Here is a 17,580-nt window from a genome sequence, read left to right on the forward strand (position 1 = left end):
CTCTATTATCGTAATTTTGCAACATTAAATTTTTAGGAGCTAAACGCTCATGCTAACGGTAGAATTATACCCATGAAAGACCATTTTTTCAAATATATACACGAACTTCAAGACACAATTACTTCAAAGCTAGAAGCCATTGATGGTAAAGCTAAATTTAGAGAAGATCTCTGGGAGCGCCCAGAAGGTGGCGGCGGAAGAACTCGTGTTATAGAACATGGAAATGTGTTTGAAAAAGGCGGCGTTAACATCTCTGGTGTACATGGTAAATTACCCGAAAGCATGCAGAGTTACTTCGGTGTAAAGGATGCTGATTTCTTCGCTTGTGGGTTAAGTTTGGTGCTTCACCCTAAAAGTCCAATGGTCCCAACAGTACATGCCAACTGGCGCTATTTTGAAATGTACGATCAGGATGGAAACATTGTAGATCAGTGGTTTGGTGGCGGACAAGATCTAACACCCTATTATCTCTTCGATGAAGATGCCACCCATTTTCATCAGGTTTGCAAAACTGCATGCGACAAACACAATGGAGAGTTTTACGAGACCTACAAAAAAAGATGTGACGATTATTTCTACAATTCTCACCGGAAAGAAGCCCGCGGGATTGGTGGTTTATTTTTCGATTATTGCAAAAAAAGCGACACCATGAGCATGCAAAATTGGTACGATTTTGTGACTGAAGTCGGCAATAGTTTTTTAGAAGCTTATGTTCCTATCGTTGAAAAACGAAAAGACCTCAACTATTCTCAAGCACAGCGCAATTGGCAAGAAATTCGTCGGGGACGTTATGTTGAATTTAACCTTGTACACGACAAAGGAACTTTGTTTGGATTAAAGACTAACGGCCGCATTGAAAGTATCCTCATGAGTTTACCACCTCATGTGCAATGGGCTTACGATCATCATCCTGAAAAAGGAAGTGAAGAAGAGCGCTTGCTTAAGGTTTTAAAAGCACCTGTAGATTGGGTATAACTACTCCCACGCCGTTAAGGTGTCGTGGTCCTTTTTTTGCTCATTGGTGTGGCTGTACAACCTCGCTCTTAATAAAGCACGCCGTCCTTCTTTTTGCCTTGTAAAAATAAGTTCGCTCTTGCCCATTTGTCGTTTCCAATGTTTATGAAAAATTTCAGCAGTTTCTTTGTTCTTTCCAAAGGCTTCTGGGACCGGATAAAAATTTTCGATATTGAATCCTTTTTTAAAAAAATCAGATTTTACAATTATATATCGGGGAGATTTTACGGGCTCCAAAAGTTCTGTTAGCGTATTTAAAAAGAAGGTTTCTTCATATTTAGTAGCACCCTTCAAATTACATACTACCATACCGTTTGCGGTTTTTCTAGATTGAACGCGAACCAAGCTTCGCATGGTATTCAAAATTTGCAATTCATCCATTGTATCTAATAGGGCTTCACCGATGTTTTTCATTCTATATGCCAAAAATCCATGTCTTAAGTAATGAATAGTGTTCTTATATATTTTATAGGCGAAATAGAGTAAAATAGCAATCCCAACAAACTTAAGTCCGGCTATGAAAGATTTATTTATACTCAGTCCTATAGCAGCAATTATAGAACCGAGGAAAAACAACAAGGTCACCAAGATGAATTCTACAAAAATCAATCTATAAATTCTAGAAAAATAATAGCTACGTTCACTTTTGAATGCCGTTTTTTTAGGTTCATGAAGCTTAATCTGTCTGGTGAGTTTACTTCCATTTCCTATGGATTGCCTCCATTGTAAAGATGTATTTTCCCTTTTCTCAGAACGCATAATGGTATTGGCATTCAAACCATCGATGAGATCAGCGTCAATTTGATTCGGAATCCCTAAACGTTCATAGCCATCTGTGATAAATGGTACTTTAGTATTAGTTATTCCAACGAAAGCTTCAAAACGTCGTTTCAGTAGAGCAATTTCCTTTCCTCCCAATTCATCGGTAGGATCAATACAAGCCAAATGCCAGATATTACTTGTTTTATTGGGTTTGTTAGCGTCTGTTCTAATGGCTCTTCCACGCATTTGATTTGAGGATACAAACGAACCAATGAACGACGCTAAAATAAGACTGTTAATTGAAGGTGCATCCCAACCCTCACCTAATAAGGCTTTGGTTCCTATAAGTACTTTAATAATACCATCTTCGAAAAGCTGAGTTATAATACCGACGATGTTTTTATTCGAACTAGAAGATGCCCTAACCACAACAAAGTTGTCATCGGCTTTAAGAGTTGTGAAAATGTACGAGTCCTTTCCGCTGTAGGCTTTGAAAGCATGAATAATAGAATGATGAATCACAACTATGCTTCCCGTAAGAATTGCCAAATCCTTGGTTATGCTTGTACTCGCTCTTAGGAAATGAAAAATTGGCAATACGCCTATTTTGTTAATGCTGCTTACCTCATGGTTTTGAGTATTTAAATATTCTTTTCGAACGTAATCCGTTAAAATAACACAGCTGAGATCATTGCCGAGAGACAAACGTTCTGAATTTACAATTTCTACAATACTCTCTAGTTTACTTGGGCTAAAGGCCAAAGATTTATGCACAGTGTCGTTTCCTGAAAGATTTACTTTACTGCGCTCTAATCCATTGAATCGTTTAAGTTGCTTTTCGAGTTGCGAAAGATAATCTTCATGATCTTCTAAGTTCTCGCGATCGGTAACCAAAAGATTTTGCAACAGAATTTCTAACCATTTAAGATCTAATCTAGGAAACTGAATCAGGTCGGTGTTTTGTATGCCTAAAAACTCAAGTTTACTTTGATCTATGGCTACTCCTATCTCATTAAGTGCAATCAATATAGAGGAGAAGAAAATGGTGTTATTGTAAATAGCATCGCTATTATAGGACGGATTTACGTAAAATCTGTGATCTTCTAGCAGATCACGAAAATTTTCATCCTTCAAAATACCTTCTCTGAATTTATCAATATCACTTCTATACGATCTTATAAAATTGATTTCAGAATCATAAGGCTTAGAAAAATAGATAAAATCCTGATGTGGACTTAGGTCTTTTTCTCTGATCAGGCTAGGTACAGATATTTCGTCATCAACGTCTCCACAAAGCGTAAAATATTTGGTGACTTCTAAGCTACTACTATCATAAGGTGGTGTTGCCGTTAAGGCGACAATAAAATAAGGATTACTCTTTTTTAGTGCTATAAGGCAGGTCCACCATGCATTTTTTAGATGATGGGCTTCATCTAATACCAGTGTTTCTATATTTTGAATTTTGAAAAATTCCAGAAATTGATCTTTATCTTCAAAAGATTTATAGAAAGAATGTAAGGACTGATAGGTGACGAAGGTGACATCACTTGGGTTTTTAATGTCCATTGAAACACCTGAAAAAGGTTCATCATCCGTGAAAAATGTTTGCAACCTATCTCGCCACTGATCTCTAATCGTTAGAGTTGGTGCAAGTACGAGCGCTTTCTTGCCGATTCGCCTTAATATTTCAATTCCCAAAATGGTCTTGCCAGATCCTGGAGGAGCAATAACATGAAAGTGGTTATCTTCAATATGAGTATCAAAATTTTTTAAGAGCTCCTCCTGATAACTACGCCACGAAAACTGAAACTTTAAGGCTTTGAATAGATTTGGCAACAGATAATGGTTATTAATGGTTAATTTTGCATTTGATAAAAATAATCATAATTAGCAAAGACATAAACATGTTTCCAATTCGAAGAAATAGAAGACTAAGAACTAACGACGCCATAAGAAGCCTTGTTAGAGAAACTAGTATTTCACCTAATGATTTTCTGGTGCCGTTATTTGTGGTCGAAGGTAAGGGTGTGAAAGAAGAAATTGCTTCAATGCCCAATTACTATCGCTATAGCTTAGACCTTCTAAAAGATGAGGTGAAATTACTTTGGAATCTGGGATTAAAATCTGTTTTGCTCTTTGTGAAAGTCGATGATAAACTTAAAAACAATAAAGGCACCGAGGCTTTAAATCCAGATGGGTTGATGCAACGCGCCATTAAAACCGTTAAGGAGGTCTGCCCAGATATGTTGGTAATGACCGATGTGGCTTTAGACCCGTTTTCGTCTTACGGCCATGATGGTATTGTTGAAGGTGGTAAAATAGTAAATGATTCCACGGTTGAAGTTTTAGCAGAAATGAGTATTTCTCATGCCGAGGCTGGTGCTGATTTTGTAGCACCTAGCGACATGATGGATGGAAGAATTCTCGGTATTAGAGAGGCTCTGGACCAATCTAACCTAATCGATGTTGGTATTATGAGTTACTCTGCTAAATACGCCTCGGCGTTCTATGGCCCGTTTAGAGATGCTCTAGATTCTGCCCCTGTAGACATGCAAAATGTCCCAAAGGACAAGAAAACCTATCAAATGGATTTTTCCAATAGAGACGAAGCCATTAGAGAAACCGAGATGGATATCAATGAAGGTGCAGATATTGTAATGGTAAAACCTGGTCTGTGCTACTTAGATATTGTCCGTGATATCCGTAACAGTTTTGAAATTCCGATTGCTGTTTACCAAGTGTCTGGTGAATATGCCATGCTCAAAGCTGCAGCTGAAAAAGGTTGGTTAGATCACGATGCTGTAATGTTAGAGCAGATCACTTCAATAAAGCGAGCTGGTGCCAACATTATTGCTAGTTATTTTGCTAAAGACGTTGTAAGACTATTGAAATAATTTGAAAAAATTCATCCTCATATTCATATTTGTTGCTTTAGGAGGATTGTATTTATTTTTTTTCATTCTGAAACCCATTCAACCTGAAGTATGTGGTACAACAGATCCTGACCCTTTTTTCTGCGGAACGAAAAATCTCAGTATAAATGCTCATGAAGGGCGAAGCATTTTTAATGCTAATTGCGCTGCGTGTCATAAGGTTAAACAGGACATGACAGGTCCTGCATTAAAAGATATGGGCAAATCCTACGACACCTTAACCATCGTTAAATATCTTCATGGTGACAAATCTTTGATTGAAAGTAAAAATTACGATTACACCTGTCCTAGATTTCCGCAGCTCACACGAGAGGATATTGCCAATATCATTAAATATACAGATGAAATGTCTTACTGAGTTAACAGACATTTGCTGTAGGTTAATGCTAGGTTAACCTTGTTCATTTTCTTTTTTCATTGAATTCTTCATTCTAGATTTGTCTCATCATCAATTTGTGCTGTTAGATCACACCAAGCTTTTCGAAGTGTAACTACAGCACCTAAAATCAAAAAACAATGAGAACTTTAAACAACGATCAAATCACAGAAAGAGATCAAAGAACTAAAGCTTACGGCTGGAATGCTAAAAGACGTTTTAGATCATGATCACAAAGCTAAAAGCAGAGTTTACAAAATTCATCAATCAAAAAAATAAGCTGAACTACATTCAGCACATCAACTAAATTGTAAACTCTGTTTTATTATTAACTTAGAGCAGCGTATGAAAAGAAAAATCAAAGTATTAATATTAGCATCGGTTCTCGGCCTCATTGCGCTTTCAATTATTCAAGGGTATTTGATCAATAATACTTACGAGCTAAAAAAGAAGGCCTTTATTAATGAGACACGAGCCTCTATTTCACAAATCGATGATTTTTCGCCAACTCTAGATTCACTATCCGATTTTTGGCAGGAAACCTTCATCAACAAAGTTGTTGATTACAAGTTTGGTATTGCTAAAAAAGAAGATGTTGTTAGCAGTTTGGAGTTCGTAATAGACTCCATAAACGACACCTACAAGGCCGAATATCAAAAGGCATTAATTTCAAACGATATTCAATATGGGATCAAATTCCATAAAAAGGTACGGGCCATAATTGTTACAGACTCCATTAAAAGTGATACTCTTTTCAATATTCAAAAGACACCTAAACAGATCGTTTTAGGCGATGAAATTTCCGAAGAAAATAGCATTGGCATCAGTAATACCAATTGGGAAACCGAACATACATCAACTCGTATGATTGATGGTGAAAACAAAGAGATCGGTTTTATTCTACTATTTCAAACCAAAGATGAAATGGATATTGAAGGCTGGCGCAGCATAGTATTTAAACAGATGCTGGGCTTATTATTATTATCGCTATTCATTTTTGTAATGGTTATTGCTTTGCTGTATTATTCTATTAAGAGTCTTATTTCTCAGAAGAAGATCGCAGAAATTAAAACTGATTTCGTCAATAATATGACGCACGAACTTAAAACACCTTTAGCCACATTATCATTGGCGACTAAGATGCTTAAGAATACTGATGTAAAACAACAACCTGAAATGGTTGAAAGCACCATTAGCACCATTGATCGCCAAAACATGCGCTTACAAAAACTGATCGACCAGGTTTTGAATAACAGTATGGGTTATCAAGAAATTCAGTTGAATATGGAGACCGTTAACATTGAGCCTTATTTCAATACGGTTCTCGATGATTTTACTTTAGCCGTTAAATCGAAGGATGTAGTTATCAACAAAAACTTCGAAATAGAACAAAAAACTATTGAACTCGATAAATTTTATATCACGACTGCACTTTTGAATATTCTTGAAAATGCCGTGAAATATTCAAGCGATGACCAAGTGATTATCGATTGCCATATTGAAAGTCATTCATCCTTAAAAATTTCGATAAAAGATAATGGTATTGGCATTTCAGATAAGGATAAAAAGCAAGTCTTTGAAAAATTCTATAGAGCCGGAAATACTGAAATTCATAATGTGAAAGGGCTCGGTCTGGGACTGTATTATACCAGTCAGATCGTAAAAGCACATCATGGTACAATAAACTTAGAAAGTAAAGAAGGTAAGGGTACCACCTTTGTTATAAGTATTCCATTTAATTAAACATTTCCTAGCATGAAACATATTTTATTGGCAGAAGATGATCTCGATTTCGGACATATCCTAAAGCAGTATTTAGAGATTTCGGGCTTTGCCATAACTTGGGCAAAGGACGGAAAAGAAGCCTTGGAGTTATTTCAAAATGGTCGTTTCAATATTTGTGTGTTCGACGTGATGATGCCAAAAATGGATGGATTTACCTTAGCTGAAAAAGTGATAGAGATCGAACCCGAAACGCCTTTCATCTTTTTAACTGCTCGAAAAATGAAAGACGATAAAATAAAAGGCCTAAAGCTCGGTGCGGACGATTATATCGTAAAACCCTTCGAAGCAGACGAACTGGTGTTAAGGCTCAATAATATTCTGAGAAGAACTGAAAAAACAGCAAGCATTCAACCACAGGAAGACCTCATTGAAATTGGGTCTTACACCTTCAATTCGCAACGTTGTGAACTCACTTGCAAAGACTACAAAAAACAACTTACACAAAAAGAGGCTGAATTGATCTTGTTCTTATTCAAACATAAAAACCAACTCCTAAAACGCGAAGAGATCTTAAATGCTGTTTGGGAGAACGACGATTTTTTCTCCGGACGAAGTATGGATGTATTTATCAGCAGACTTCGGAAATACTTCAAATTAGATCCTTCAATTTCAATTGAAAGCATAAGAAATGTAGGCCTAGAATTTAAGGTAAGTTAATACGAATTAACATTGAGGTTAATGCTGGGTTAACGCCTGGCATTTTCTTTTTTAGGCCAAAATTCTGATCTAAGTTTGTACTGTTCAATTATTTAAAATCTATTATCATGAAATTCAAAAAATCAAAAAACGGACAAGACAGTATTAGAATTAATACCGTAAAACACAATCTCTATTTATCATTATTCGCGATTGTATTTACAGCTTTGAGTGTAGCAGCGCAAACAACCCCTGAACCACCAACACCGCCAGAAACACCGAAGACCTCATCGAGTAAATCTTACTCTGTATCTGTAGAAAACGATGACAATGAAAGGCAGAATAGTTCGGTCTCTGTGTCTGTTTCCGACGACAGTTATAAGTTTAGAGCCAGATTTCATAATTCAAAAACTGAAGGGCTTAAAAATATGATCATGGAAAGTCTAAGTGATCAAAACCTCACTGTAAAAGGTAGCACGTATTTATGGACAGATGCTAAAAGCGGTGACGATATCTTTGAATGTAAGCTTAGTAAGGGACAACTTAGAATTTATCTCGACACGGAAGTAGCCTCTAAAGACTTTACAGAGGATATTAAATTACTTGGTGAAGAATTAAAGTATTATATCTCAGGTTCGAGTGCCAAAGTTGCGACTAGAGAATTAGAAAAAGCCGAACGCGAACTAGGAAAAGCAGAACGCGAATTGGCAAGAGCTAAGCGCGAAGCTAAACGCGCTGTAAAAAATTAAACATCAGTCAATCCTAAAGAATATTCTATAATATTCTATAAATTAGCCATTAAATAATCTTGTTTAATGGCTTTACTCGTTTTTTACGCTATCATTTCGATATTCTTTTCTTTTTTATGTTCCATTTTAGAAGCGGTTTTATTGAGTATTACTCCAACATTTATAAATGTTAAGAAGAATGAAGGCAAGGCCTATGCCGAAAATTTAGAAGAATTAAAAAAAGACGTTGATCGTCCATTAATTGCAATACTTACCCTTAATACCATTGCACACACCGTTGGTGCGATCTTGGTTGGTGTACAAGCCAAAGCGGCTTATGCTGAACTTTATGGAAGCACCAAACGAAGTGTTTTAGGTGTAGAATTTACAGAGGATGTAATGGTAGGATTAGTATCTACCATAATGACCATTCTAATTTTAGTGGCTTCGGAAATCATCCCGAAAACTATTGGTGCTACCTACTGGAAACAACTTGCCAATTTCACATCAAAGGCGCTCAATGCATTGATCTTCCCTTTGAAATGGACTGGCATTTTATGGTTGCTACAACTCACTACCAAGCTCATTGGTGGAAAAGGCCATCACGGGAGTGTTCTAAGTCGTGAAGACTTTCATGCTATGACCGATATTGCTCAGGAGTCGGGTGTCTTTCAGGAAAATGAAAGTACAGTCATCAAAAACCTATTGACCTTTCAAGAAGTACAGGCTAAGGATATTATGACGCCACGAACAGTTATGAAAACCGAGGACGAAAGCACGACCATTGAAGATTTTTTCAACGCTAATCAAAATATTCGTTTTTCTCGAATTCCGGTGTATACGGAAGATCCGGATAATATTACCGGACTCGTTTTAAAAGACGAAGTTTTCAAGGAAATGGCGCTCGATAAAAAGTCTAAACTGCTTTCAGAAATAAAACGAAGTATTATTATCGTTAATCGCAGTTTACCAATTCCAACGCTTTTTGAAAAATTAGTAGAAAGCAGAAATCATATGGCCTTAGTGGTAGATGAATACGGTTCTGTAAGCGGATTGGTAACTATGGAAGATGTTATTGAAACACTTCTCGGACTAGAAATTATGGACGAAAGTGATAATGTATCTGACCTCCAATTACTTGCGAGAAAAAGCTGGGAATCGAGAGCTAAACGTCTTGGGTTGATAGATAATGAAAAACCTGAAGACTAATGGATACCTGCTATATTGAAACACCATTGGGTCATGCTAAGATTGTAGGTGATGATGAAGGTATTTCGGCAGTTTCCATATTAGATTCAAAAGAAGAGCTATCAGAAGTGATCCCAGAATCACTCTTAGAATGCGCTACACAATTGAAAGCCTACTTTAATGATCAGCTCAAAACCTTCGATCTTAAATTAAATCCAGAGGGTACTTCATTTCAAAAAAAAGTCTGGCAGCAATTACAATTAATTCCTTACGGTAAAAGCATTTCCTACCTAGAATTATCCAAACAGTTAGGTGATGCTAAGGCGATTAGAGCTGTTGCTAGCGCTAATGGTAAAAACCCACTTTGGATTATAATTCCTTGCCATAGAGTTATCGGAAGTGACGGGAGTCTTACAGGTTATGCCGGTGGACTTCATCGAAAACAATGGCTACTCAATCACGAGAGTGAATTCAAACAACAAACCCTATTCTAATGTATAAGTCTGGTACAGAGTTTCTAAAAAAATACTTTAAAGTATCAACCATTTATAAATACGGTTTTAATTGGTCGCCTATGTATCGCCGTACTACAGCCAAACTCGTTGAGGTAAGCGACGATTTGTACTATGTGAAAATTCGACTTAAACTCAACTGGAAAAACCGAAATTATGCAGGGACTATTTTTGGTGGAAGTATGCTTGCAGCTACTGATCCTATATACATGATACAGTTGCTGCAAATCTTAGGAAATGATTATGTGGTTTGGGACAAAGCTGTAGAAGCACGCTATAAAAAGCCTGCTAAGTCGACTATTTATGGCGAATTTATTTTTTCTGAAGAGGAAATAAAATCAATTAAACAAAAGGTTAAAGCAGAGCAGCAAATCGATATTACAAAAACCATGAATTTGGTTGACAAAGACCAACAAATTGTTGCTACTTTTAATAAAACACTATACATCGCGGATAAGCGTTTTTATAAAGACAAACTGAAAAAACGCAAGTCGTAATTAATATTGAACTAAATGAAAATTATTAAAAAACTACTGAAATGGATTGTAGGTATTATTGCTGTTTTAGTTATTACTGCTTACATATTTGACTATGATTATATTTTGAAAGGTGTGCGCGTGGTTTATTTCACAGGGCATGTCACGGCCTTTATTGATGACTATCCTTATTTTGAAAATGATACCATTAAGAAAGGGAATCGTACCGATGAATGGGACTTACATAAAGATTACAATACGATAGAAGCGACAGATATATTGAAAGACACCAACACAGAATTCGGAACTGTGGCTTTTATGATCATAAAAAACGATAGTATCTATTACGAGTGGTATGCTGATGGTTACAGTGCAGATTCTAAAACCAATTCGTTTTCTATGGCGAAAAGTATCACTACGTCCTTGATGGCAAAGGCCATAATGGATGGATACATCGAAAGTTTAGATCAACCAATAAGTGATTTTTATCCTGAATTCAAAGATTCTAAAACCACAGTTGGAGATCTGTCTTCAATGGCTTCTGGGTTAGATTGGGTTGAGCATTACACGAGTCCGTTTTCAATTACAGCAAGGGCTAATTATGATGATGATTTAGCCGAAACCATTCTCAATCAGAAGGTAATTAAAACACCTGGTCAGGAATTCGAATACTTAAGCGGCAGTACACAACTTTTAGGTATGATCATTGAAAAGGCTACGAACAAAAAACTGGCAGATTACTTATCTGAAAGTTTCTGGCAGCCCTTGGGTGCCAAAAGTGATGCGCTATGGCAGCTTGATGATGATGAAAACCGTCTTGCCAAAGCGTTTTGTTGCATTTCGAGTAATGCCCGCGATTTTGCAAGATTTGGAAAACTCTACAAAGACCACGGTCGTTGGAATGGACAGCAAATCCTCGACTCAACTTTTGTAGCAAAAGCAACAACCAATAGATTTGAAGGCCAACCCTACGGCTATGGTTTTTGGATCAGTGATTACATGGACAAACATATATTTTTAATGCGTGGTATATTGGGTCAGTACGTTATCACAATTCCAGAAGACAATACCATTATCGTTAGACTTGGCCATCATCGTAGTCCGGAGTTGATGGACTCCTTCCCGCTCGATTATTATATTTACTTAGACGAGGCTTATAATATGCTAGATAAAATTTGAAAAACACCATGCCATGATCTCCAAACTTAACCTCGAAAACATACTATTTTTAGACATTGAAACCGTCCCGGAAACTGAATCCTTTTCAGATTTAAACAAGGACAAACAAGAGCTCTGGGAAGCCAAATCCAAATACCAACGTAAAGACGAATTTACGCCCGAGGAATTTTACGATAGGGCCGGTATTTGGGCAGAATTTGGAAAGATCATCTGTATTTCCGTGGGGTATTTCAAAATGAATGGTGATGTTAGAACCTATAGGGTTACCTCATTTCACGGTGATGAAATCTATTCTGAAAGACTTCAAAAATCTGGTTATTTCACACTTCAGTCAAAACAAGCATTTATTGTGTGCGCATAACGGAAAGGAATTCGATTTTCCTTACATCGCCAGGCGCATGATCATTCACAATATTGAACTTCCTTACAAGCTTAATCTCTTCGGAAAAAAGCCTTGGGAAGTACCTCATTTAGACACCTTAGAATTATGGAAATTTGGAGATTATAAAAATTACACCTCCTTAAAACTACTTACAAATGTATTAGGCATACCGTCACCTAAAGATGATATTGATGGTAGTGAAGTATACAAAGTCTATTACGAAGACAAAGACATTGATCGTATTATCACCTATTGCGAAAAAGATACGATCGCTGTAGCACAGGTGTTGCTGCGCTTGCGTGGTGACGAACTACTACACGAGAATGAAATTAAACACATATAAAAAAACCCAGAAGCAAAACTTCTGGGTTTTTAAATGGGCATTTTTATCTAATTAGTTCTTGATAAATTTCTTAGTTAATACTTCATCGCCATCATTGATTTCAATAAAGTACATACCGCCTTCAAGTTTTGAAACATCTACTTTTCCTTCAGAAGTTCCAGTAGCTACTGTTCGTCCTTGAATATTTACAATCTTATATTTGAAGGTTTCTAAACTAGATACCTCAACATTAAGAATGTTTCCTTTAACCGGATTTGGATAGATACTAATATCAGCCTCAGACAGTTCTGGTGATTCATAGTAACCAACAACTTCTAAGTTGTCGCCTCTACCTCTAGAGCCACTAGAAATACCTGTAATTGTTACTTGATCGATAAATATCTGATCATTATTTCCGGAAGCATCACACTGGAATCTAAATCCGGAGTTTGCTGCAAAATTATATTGTGCTGGATTAATGGTCACTGTAGCGTTATAGAAGGTATTGTTATTAATATCAACGCCTCTTGTCCATGTTTGAACCGTGATCCATGACGAACCATCAAAGAATCGCAACCAGAAATCTTCTCCATTTTCCATACTAAATACATAGAAGTAAAAATCAACTTCAACTGATGTATACGGCGTAACATCTACATTGTTTAAACTCATAGATGATGCAACACCAGAATTATCTCTTATACGTATGGAGAAGTTATTTTCAAAAGATCGGGCTGGGTCATTACGTCTTGCACAATCAGATCCTCCGTCTATCCAACCATCGAGTCCACTTTCGAAGAAACCTTCATTCAATATAACATCTTGAGAACTACATGGTGCACATGACGATCCTCCGCAATCAACACCAGTTTCATCTCCATTTTGAATACCATCAGAACAAGTTGGTGCTGCCAGTGTTGTTATACTAGCCGTATTACTCGCCGTAGAACTATTTCCAGCAGCATCATTAGCTATTACATAATAATCATAATTAGTACTCTCTGCCAATCCAGTAGCTGTGTATGAAGTTCCTGTTAGGTTAATTAATAACGAACCGTTTTGATACAAGTCGTAATCAGTAACACCAACATTATCTGTTGCTCCACTCCAAGTTAAATCAACAGAATTCTCAGTGACATTACTCGCTACAATCGTAGCTGGTGAAGGTGCTTGCGTATCTGGTGCCGGTGGACCAACTAAATTTACATCATCAATAGCAATATCTGCTTGCCAGGTACTACCTGTAACACGGTTGAATCGTAATTGTACACCTTTACCTAAATAAGCATTTAAGCTAATACTCGCACTTTGCCAAGAGTTACCAAGGTTGCCAACACTATTCCAAATCGATGTCCATGTCGCACCTTCATCATCAGTAATTTCAAGATCAATGGTTCCCATATCAGCTGCTCCGAACTGGTGATAGCTAAAGTTGAATGTTGCCTCTGTTAAACCACCGAGATCGAAACACGGAGAAGTGATGATTGCTCTTTTATCTGGATAACCTGTTCCGTTACCTGAGGCTTCAACATAAATATAGCTCGAGCCTTCAATTGCTGAAGATGGACCAGTACTGTTAGAAGGCGTGCCTCCCGAATTCACTGACCAGTTGATATCATCAGCTGTTGATTGCGTCCATGCGCCAATGGATCCTTCAAAACCTTCAGAATACGGGAAGGTAGAAATTCCACCAGAGCATCCCGTAGATGGTTCGGATACATTTACTGTTCTTATAACTTGAGTTGCAGCATTTCCAGCGGCATCACTAACGTTATAGGTTACCTGGTAAGATCCTGCTGTATTTGTATCTACGGAACCTCCAATGACAATGTTAGCAGTAATATCGCCATCTAAATTGTCCGTTGCTGTTGCTCCCTGTTCAACATAAGGATCTCCAACAGTCAAATTAATTGTTGATGCGCCAATCAAATTAATCACCGGTGGCGTGGTATCTGCTTCAACATTAACTGTTCTGGTTACCTGAGCAGCGGCATTCCCTGAACTGTCACTCACATTATAATTTACAAAATAAGTCCCTGCTACAGAAGTATTGACAGTTCCTGTGATCACAATATTCGCACTGATGTCCCCATCAAAATTATCAGTTGCCGTTGCACCTAATTCATTATAAGCTTCACCAACATTTAGATCGATAGTTGACGCTCCAATAAGTGTTATAACAGGAGGTGTTGTATCAGGGTTCACATTAACCGTCCTAGTGACTTCTGTTGCTGCATTTCCAGCCGTATCACTCACATTATAAGTTACAACATATGAACCAACAACATTGGTGTTTACAGTATCACCTCCAACGACAATGCTCGAGGTAAGATTTCCATCAACATTATCGGTTGCAGTAGCACCAAGTTCGGTGTAAGTGTCTCCTAAATCAAGATTTATGGTTGAAGCCCCATTTAGCGTAATAACTGGTGCTTCAGTATCAGGTCCACTACCCTGAATAATTACGGTGTAGTCTTCAACTTCACCATAAGTGAAATTATCACATGGTCCAGGAATCTGATTATAACGCAGAGTAACTCTCATTCGAGTGGAATTTTCTACAGCTCCTGCCGGAATGGTAAAACTACCTCCAACTGGAGTTGCCTGAGTTGGTGCTATAGTTAACACCTCTTCACCTGCATCTGTAAAATCTCCATCTCTGTTATAATCAATCCACACACCGTATCCTTCGTTGTATAGCGTACCTGTCCAAGTTGGTGTTATGGTAATTGTATACTGATCACCTTTTGTTAATGTGGTTGAAATATTTGTAAAGTCTGAATAGAATTGTGCACCAGAACTATTATCAATGGTATTCAATTGAACTCTACTGATAAACTCATCATTGACATTTGTACTCGCTGAATTACAATAGTTAAGTTGAACATCGGTTGTGGTGAAAGTCACTGAACTGCTATATGCAGAATTAGAGCCTCCTGAACATTTACTTCTCACCTGAGCTTCATACTCGGTTAATGCTGTCAAACCGGTTAAGTTTGAAGAAATTCCGGTAACCGCATTGGTTGTCCATGTTGAAGTTCCTGTTTGACGGTATCTTAAATCATAAGTAGCGCCCGGAACTGCATCCCAGCTTAAAGTCGCCGTTGTTTCGGCTAAATTTGAAGCAGCCAATCCGGTAGGAACTGTCGCATTACAAACTACCGGCGCACCGATGGTGAAATTTGTATTAGATATATCGAAGAAAATATGATTAGAACCTCTAACCATTATTCTATTCTGATTACCTTGATTATTAGGAACAATAATGTCATGAGAACCATCATTTGTAACACCTGAAGCAATTGTAATTGGATAGGTGTCTCCACCATCAGTTGATAGTAAAATATCCACAGTGGCTGCATTAATTCCATTACCAGTAGTTCCGGCAACATCCCAACTTACATTTTGTGCTGTACCAGCGTTCCAGGTAACATTGGTGTTTGGCGAATTAACTACAAATGGTCCTGCTGAACCACTAACGGTCAACGCCACATCATCACTATTATTTGTTCCTCCTCCCGCAACATTATCTCTAACGGTGAGTCTAAAATTTAAAGTTCGTGCTACGTTAGGTACAGCTTCCCATTGCCAAGATGTTGCACCAGCTTTAATCGTTTCTAACCTCGGAAAATAACGATCTGGATTTGTTGTTGGTTCATAACATCTAAATGCAACCCCTGAAGTTGCTGTAGTACTTGGCAATGTTGTAGACGCATTGTTTTCATCTATTTGCTCCCAAACGTATGATAAAACATCTCCAGCATCAGCATCAGTTGCTGAACCTTCAAGGATAAATGGTGTTCCTCTCGGAATCGTATAGTTTGGCCCTGCATTAACTACAGGCACCGAATTACCAGTGTTTGTATTGGTCTGACAACTAGTTGTCTTAATATAATCTGTAACCTGTTCAATACTAACTGCATGGAAATTTGGAGTTACATTTTGCTCTACATCAGTAGATCCTGTAATACCAGCATAACTCATGATGGTTGTACCACTACCTGGCTCGACCTGTACATTAGTACCTTCATTACCACCGAAGGTCCAGGTATGATTTGCCCCAAATTGGTGACCTAATTCGTGAGCCACATAATCTACATCGAAGAAATCGCCTTCAGGTATTGTAGCAGACGTCCACCCGCTACCTTTCTGTCCGTTTACACAAACACAACCGATACAACCAGCATTACCATTGTTTTGAAGATTAGCAAAAAGGTGTCCTACATCATAATTGGCTTCACCAATAACGGAGGTCAATGTGTTCTGCAATTGCGTATTATAACCACTTGTTGTATTGCCATAAGGATCTGTAGTGGTACTAGTATAAATAACATCGTCTGTATTCGCAATAAGAATCATGGTAACATTGAAGTCTACTTCGAAAATACCATTAACTCTAGTCATTGTTGTATTAATCGCCGCTAAGGCTTGTGCTTTAGTTCCTCCGTGGTACTGTGTATACTCGCCAGTGGTAGAAACCGCAAGACGGTAAGTTCTTAAAATAGAATCATCCGCATTTCTGAATGCCATACCAGAATCCATGGTTTCATTGATTTGTTCTACAACAGAACATTCAAAGTCATCATCATGATTTAGTCTGTGTTTTCTACTGAAAACAATATAGTTATCAGACCCTTGACTCATCGGTTCAATGAATGAATTTCTTCCATCTGTAGACAGAATCATTCCACTAAAACCATATGGTGAAAGACTAAACCTTATAATAGAAGAGGCGTCATCTACACCTTGACCTACATAAGATCTAATGTTAGGGAATCTAGCTTGTAAATCTGGATGCATTACTGACGCCTCCTTTATAGAATAGCGTTCTAACTTTCCTTCTGAATTTGGGAAGGACAATATCGTGTTCGACGAAACCGCAAAATTGTTTCGTTGGGGCACGCCATTTAAGGCTTGCCGCAGTGCGTCAGCATTCAAACTAAATGTTTGAAATTCTTTTAAAGATTGATGATTTTTGTTGGAAATGGTACTGGCATTTGAAGTCTGTTTTTGCCAAAATACCTTACTTTGAGACCATAAAGTGGTCGACGCCATCATAACGATGACGAGCAGCGTTTTAATTTTCATAATGTTGAGGTTAATAGATTAATTAATAGCTTTCTGAAAATTAAGTTAGTTATTTTTTTCTCTTAAAACCTCTTTGTTAATAACTATTGGTACATTAACCGCATAATTGCGGAAAAACCGTAACGATAAGTAGGAATGCATTTACTTATAGCCCAAAAAACCAAAAAAGCTCAGGAAAATTCTGAGCTTTTTAATCATA

The 17,580-nt window shown here is 37.5% G+C and carries 12 protein-coding genes and 1 pseudogene; 11 read left to right on the forward strand and 2 right to left on the reverse strand.

Annotated elements, in window-relative coordinates; all coding sequences use genetic code 11:
• Nucleotides 1-72 precede the first annotated feature (72 nt).
• The gene (gene hemF, locus DDY94_RS05810) at nt 73-975 is read left to right on the forward strand and encodes an oxygen-dependent coproporphyrinogen oxidase (protein WP_111683115.1); all 903 of its coding nucleotides are present in this window, start codon (nt 73-75) and stop codon (nt 973-975) included.
• Here hemF and DDY94_RS05815 read toward each other — a convergent pair whose 3' ends face one another.
• On the reverse strand, nt 976-3,612 hold the full coding sequence (locus DDY94_RS05815; protein WP_111683116.1) for a DEAD/DEAH box helicase family protein: 2,637 nt from the start codon (nt 3,610-3,612) through the stop codon (nt 976-978).
• Between the two features lie 68 nt (nt 3,613-3,680).
• On the opposite strand from DDY94_RS05815, the gene hemB reads away from it, so the two are divergent.
• The 10 genes and pseudogenes from hemB to DDY94_RS05865 all read left to right on the forward strand — a co-directional run bounded on the left by hemB (nt 3,681) and on the right by DDY94_RS05865 (nt 12,314).
• Nucleotides 3,681-4,670 carry a porphobilinogen synthase gene (gene hemB / locus DDY94_RS05820; protein ID WP_111683117.1) on the forward strand — a complete coding sequence of 330 codons (990 nt, stop codon included), beginning with the start codon at nt 3,681-3,683 and terminating at the stop codon, nt 4,668-4,670.
• 1 nt (nt 4,671) lies between these two features.
• A complete protein-coding gene (locus DDY94_RS05825; RefSeq protein WP_111683118.1) occupies nt 4,672-5,067 on the forward strand; it encodes a c-type cytochrome in 396 nt (131 codons plus the stop codon).
• A gap of 363 nt (nt 5,068-5,430) precedes the next feature.
• The gene (locus tag DDY94_RS05830; protein ID WP_111683119.1) at nt 5,431-6,828 is read left to right on the forward strand and encodes a sensor histidine kinase; all 1,398 of its coding nucleotides are present in this window, start codon (nt 5,431-5,433) and stop codon (nt 6,826-6,828) included.
• Between the two features lie 12 nt (nt 6,829-6,840).
• Complete coding sequence (locus DDY94_RS05835) at nt 6,841-7,527, forward strand: response regulator transcription factor (RefSeq protein ID WP_111683120.1); 687 nt, start codon at nt 6,841-6,843, stop codon at nt 7,525-7,527.
• Nucleotides 7,528-7,634: 107 nt separating this feature from the next.
• A complete protein-coding gene (locus DDY94_RS05840) occupies nt 7,635-8,255 on the forward strand; it encodes a hypothetical protein (RefSeq protein ID WP_111683121.1) in 621 nt (206 codons plus the stop codon).
• 66 nt (nt 8,256-8,321) lie between these two features.
• Nucleotides 8,322-9,443, forward strand: a complete 1,122-nt coding sequence (locus tag DDY94_RS05845) for a CNNM domain-containing protein (protein ID WP_111683122.1) — start codon at nt 8,322-8,324, stop codon at nt 9,441-9,443.
• On the forward strand, nt 9,443-9,916 hold the full coding sequence (locus tag DDY94_RS05850; RefSeq protein WP_111683123.1) for a methylated-DNA--[protein]-cysteine S-methyltransferase: 474 nt from the start codon (nt 9,443-9,445) through the stop codon (nt 9,914-9,916). Before DDY94_RS05845 ends, DDY94_RS05850 begins: the two co-directional genes overlap by 1 nt.
• Nucleotides 9,916-10,431: a DUF4442 domain-containing protein gene (locus DDY94_RS05855; protein WP_111683124.1), complete on the forward strand. Its 516-nt coding sequence runs from the start codon at nt 9,916-9,918 to the stop codon at nt 10,429-10,431. The genes DDY94_RS05850 and DDY94_RS05855 overlap by 1 nt, the downstream gene beginning before the upstream one ends.
• A 15-nt stretch (nt 10,432-10,446) precedes the next feature.
• On the forward strand, nt 10,447-11,589 hold the full coding sequence (locus DDY94_RS05860) for a serine hydrolase domain-containing protein (protein ID WP_111683125.1): 1,143 nt from the start codon (nt 10,447-10,449) through the stop codon (nt 11,587-11,589).
• A gap of 13 nt (nt 11,590-11,602) precedes the next feature.
• Nucleotides 11,603-12,314: pseudogene (locus tag DDY94_RS05865) on the forward strand (3'-5' exonuclease).
• Between the two features lie 51 nt (nt 12,315-12,365).
• Here the strand turns inward: DDY94_RS05865 and DDY94_RS05870 are convergent.
• Nucleotides 12,366-17,381: an immunoglobulin-like domain-containing protein gene (locus tag DDY94_RS05870; RefSeq protein ID WP_111683126.1), complete on the reverse strand. Its 5,016-nt coding sequence runs from the start codon at nt 17,379-17,381 to the stop codon at nt 12,366-12,368.
• Nucleotides 17,382-17,580 lie beyond the last annotated feature (199 nt).

The organism is Winogradskyella tangerina, from assembly GCF_003260205.1.
Classification (GTDB): domain Bacteria; phylum Bacteroidota; class Bacteroidia; order Flavobacteriales; family Flavobacteriaceae; genus Winogradskyella; species Winogradskyella tangerina.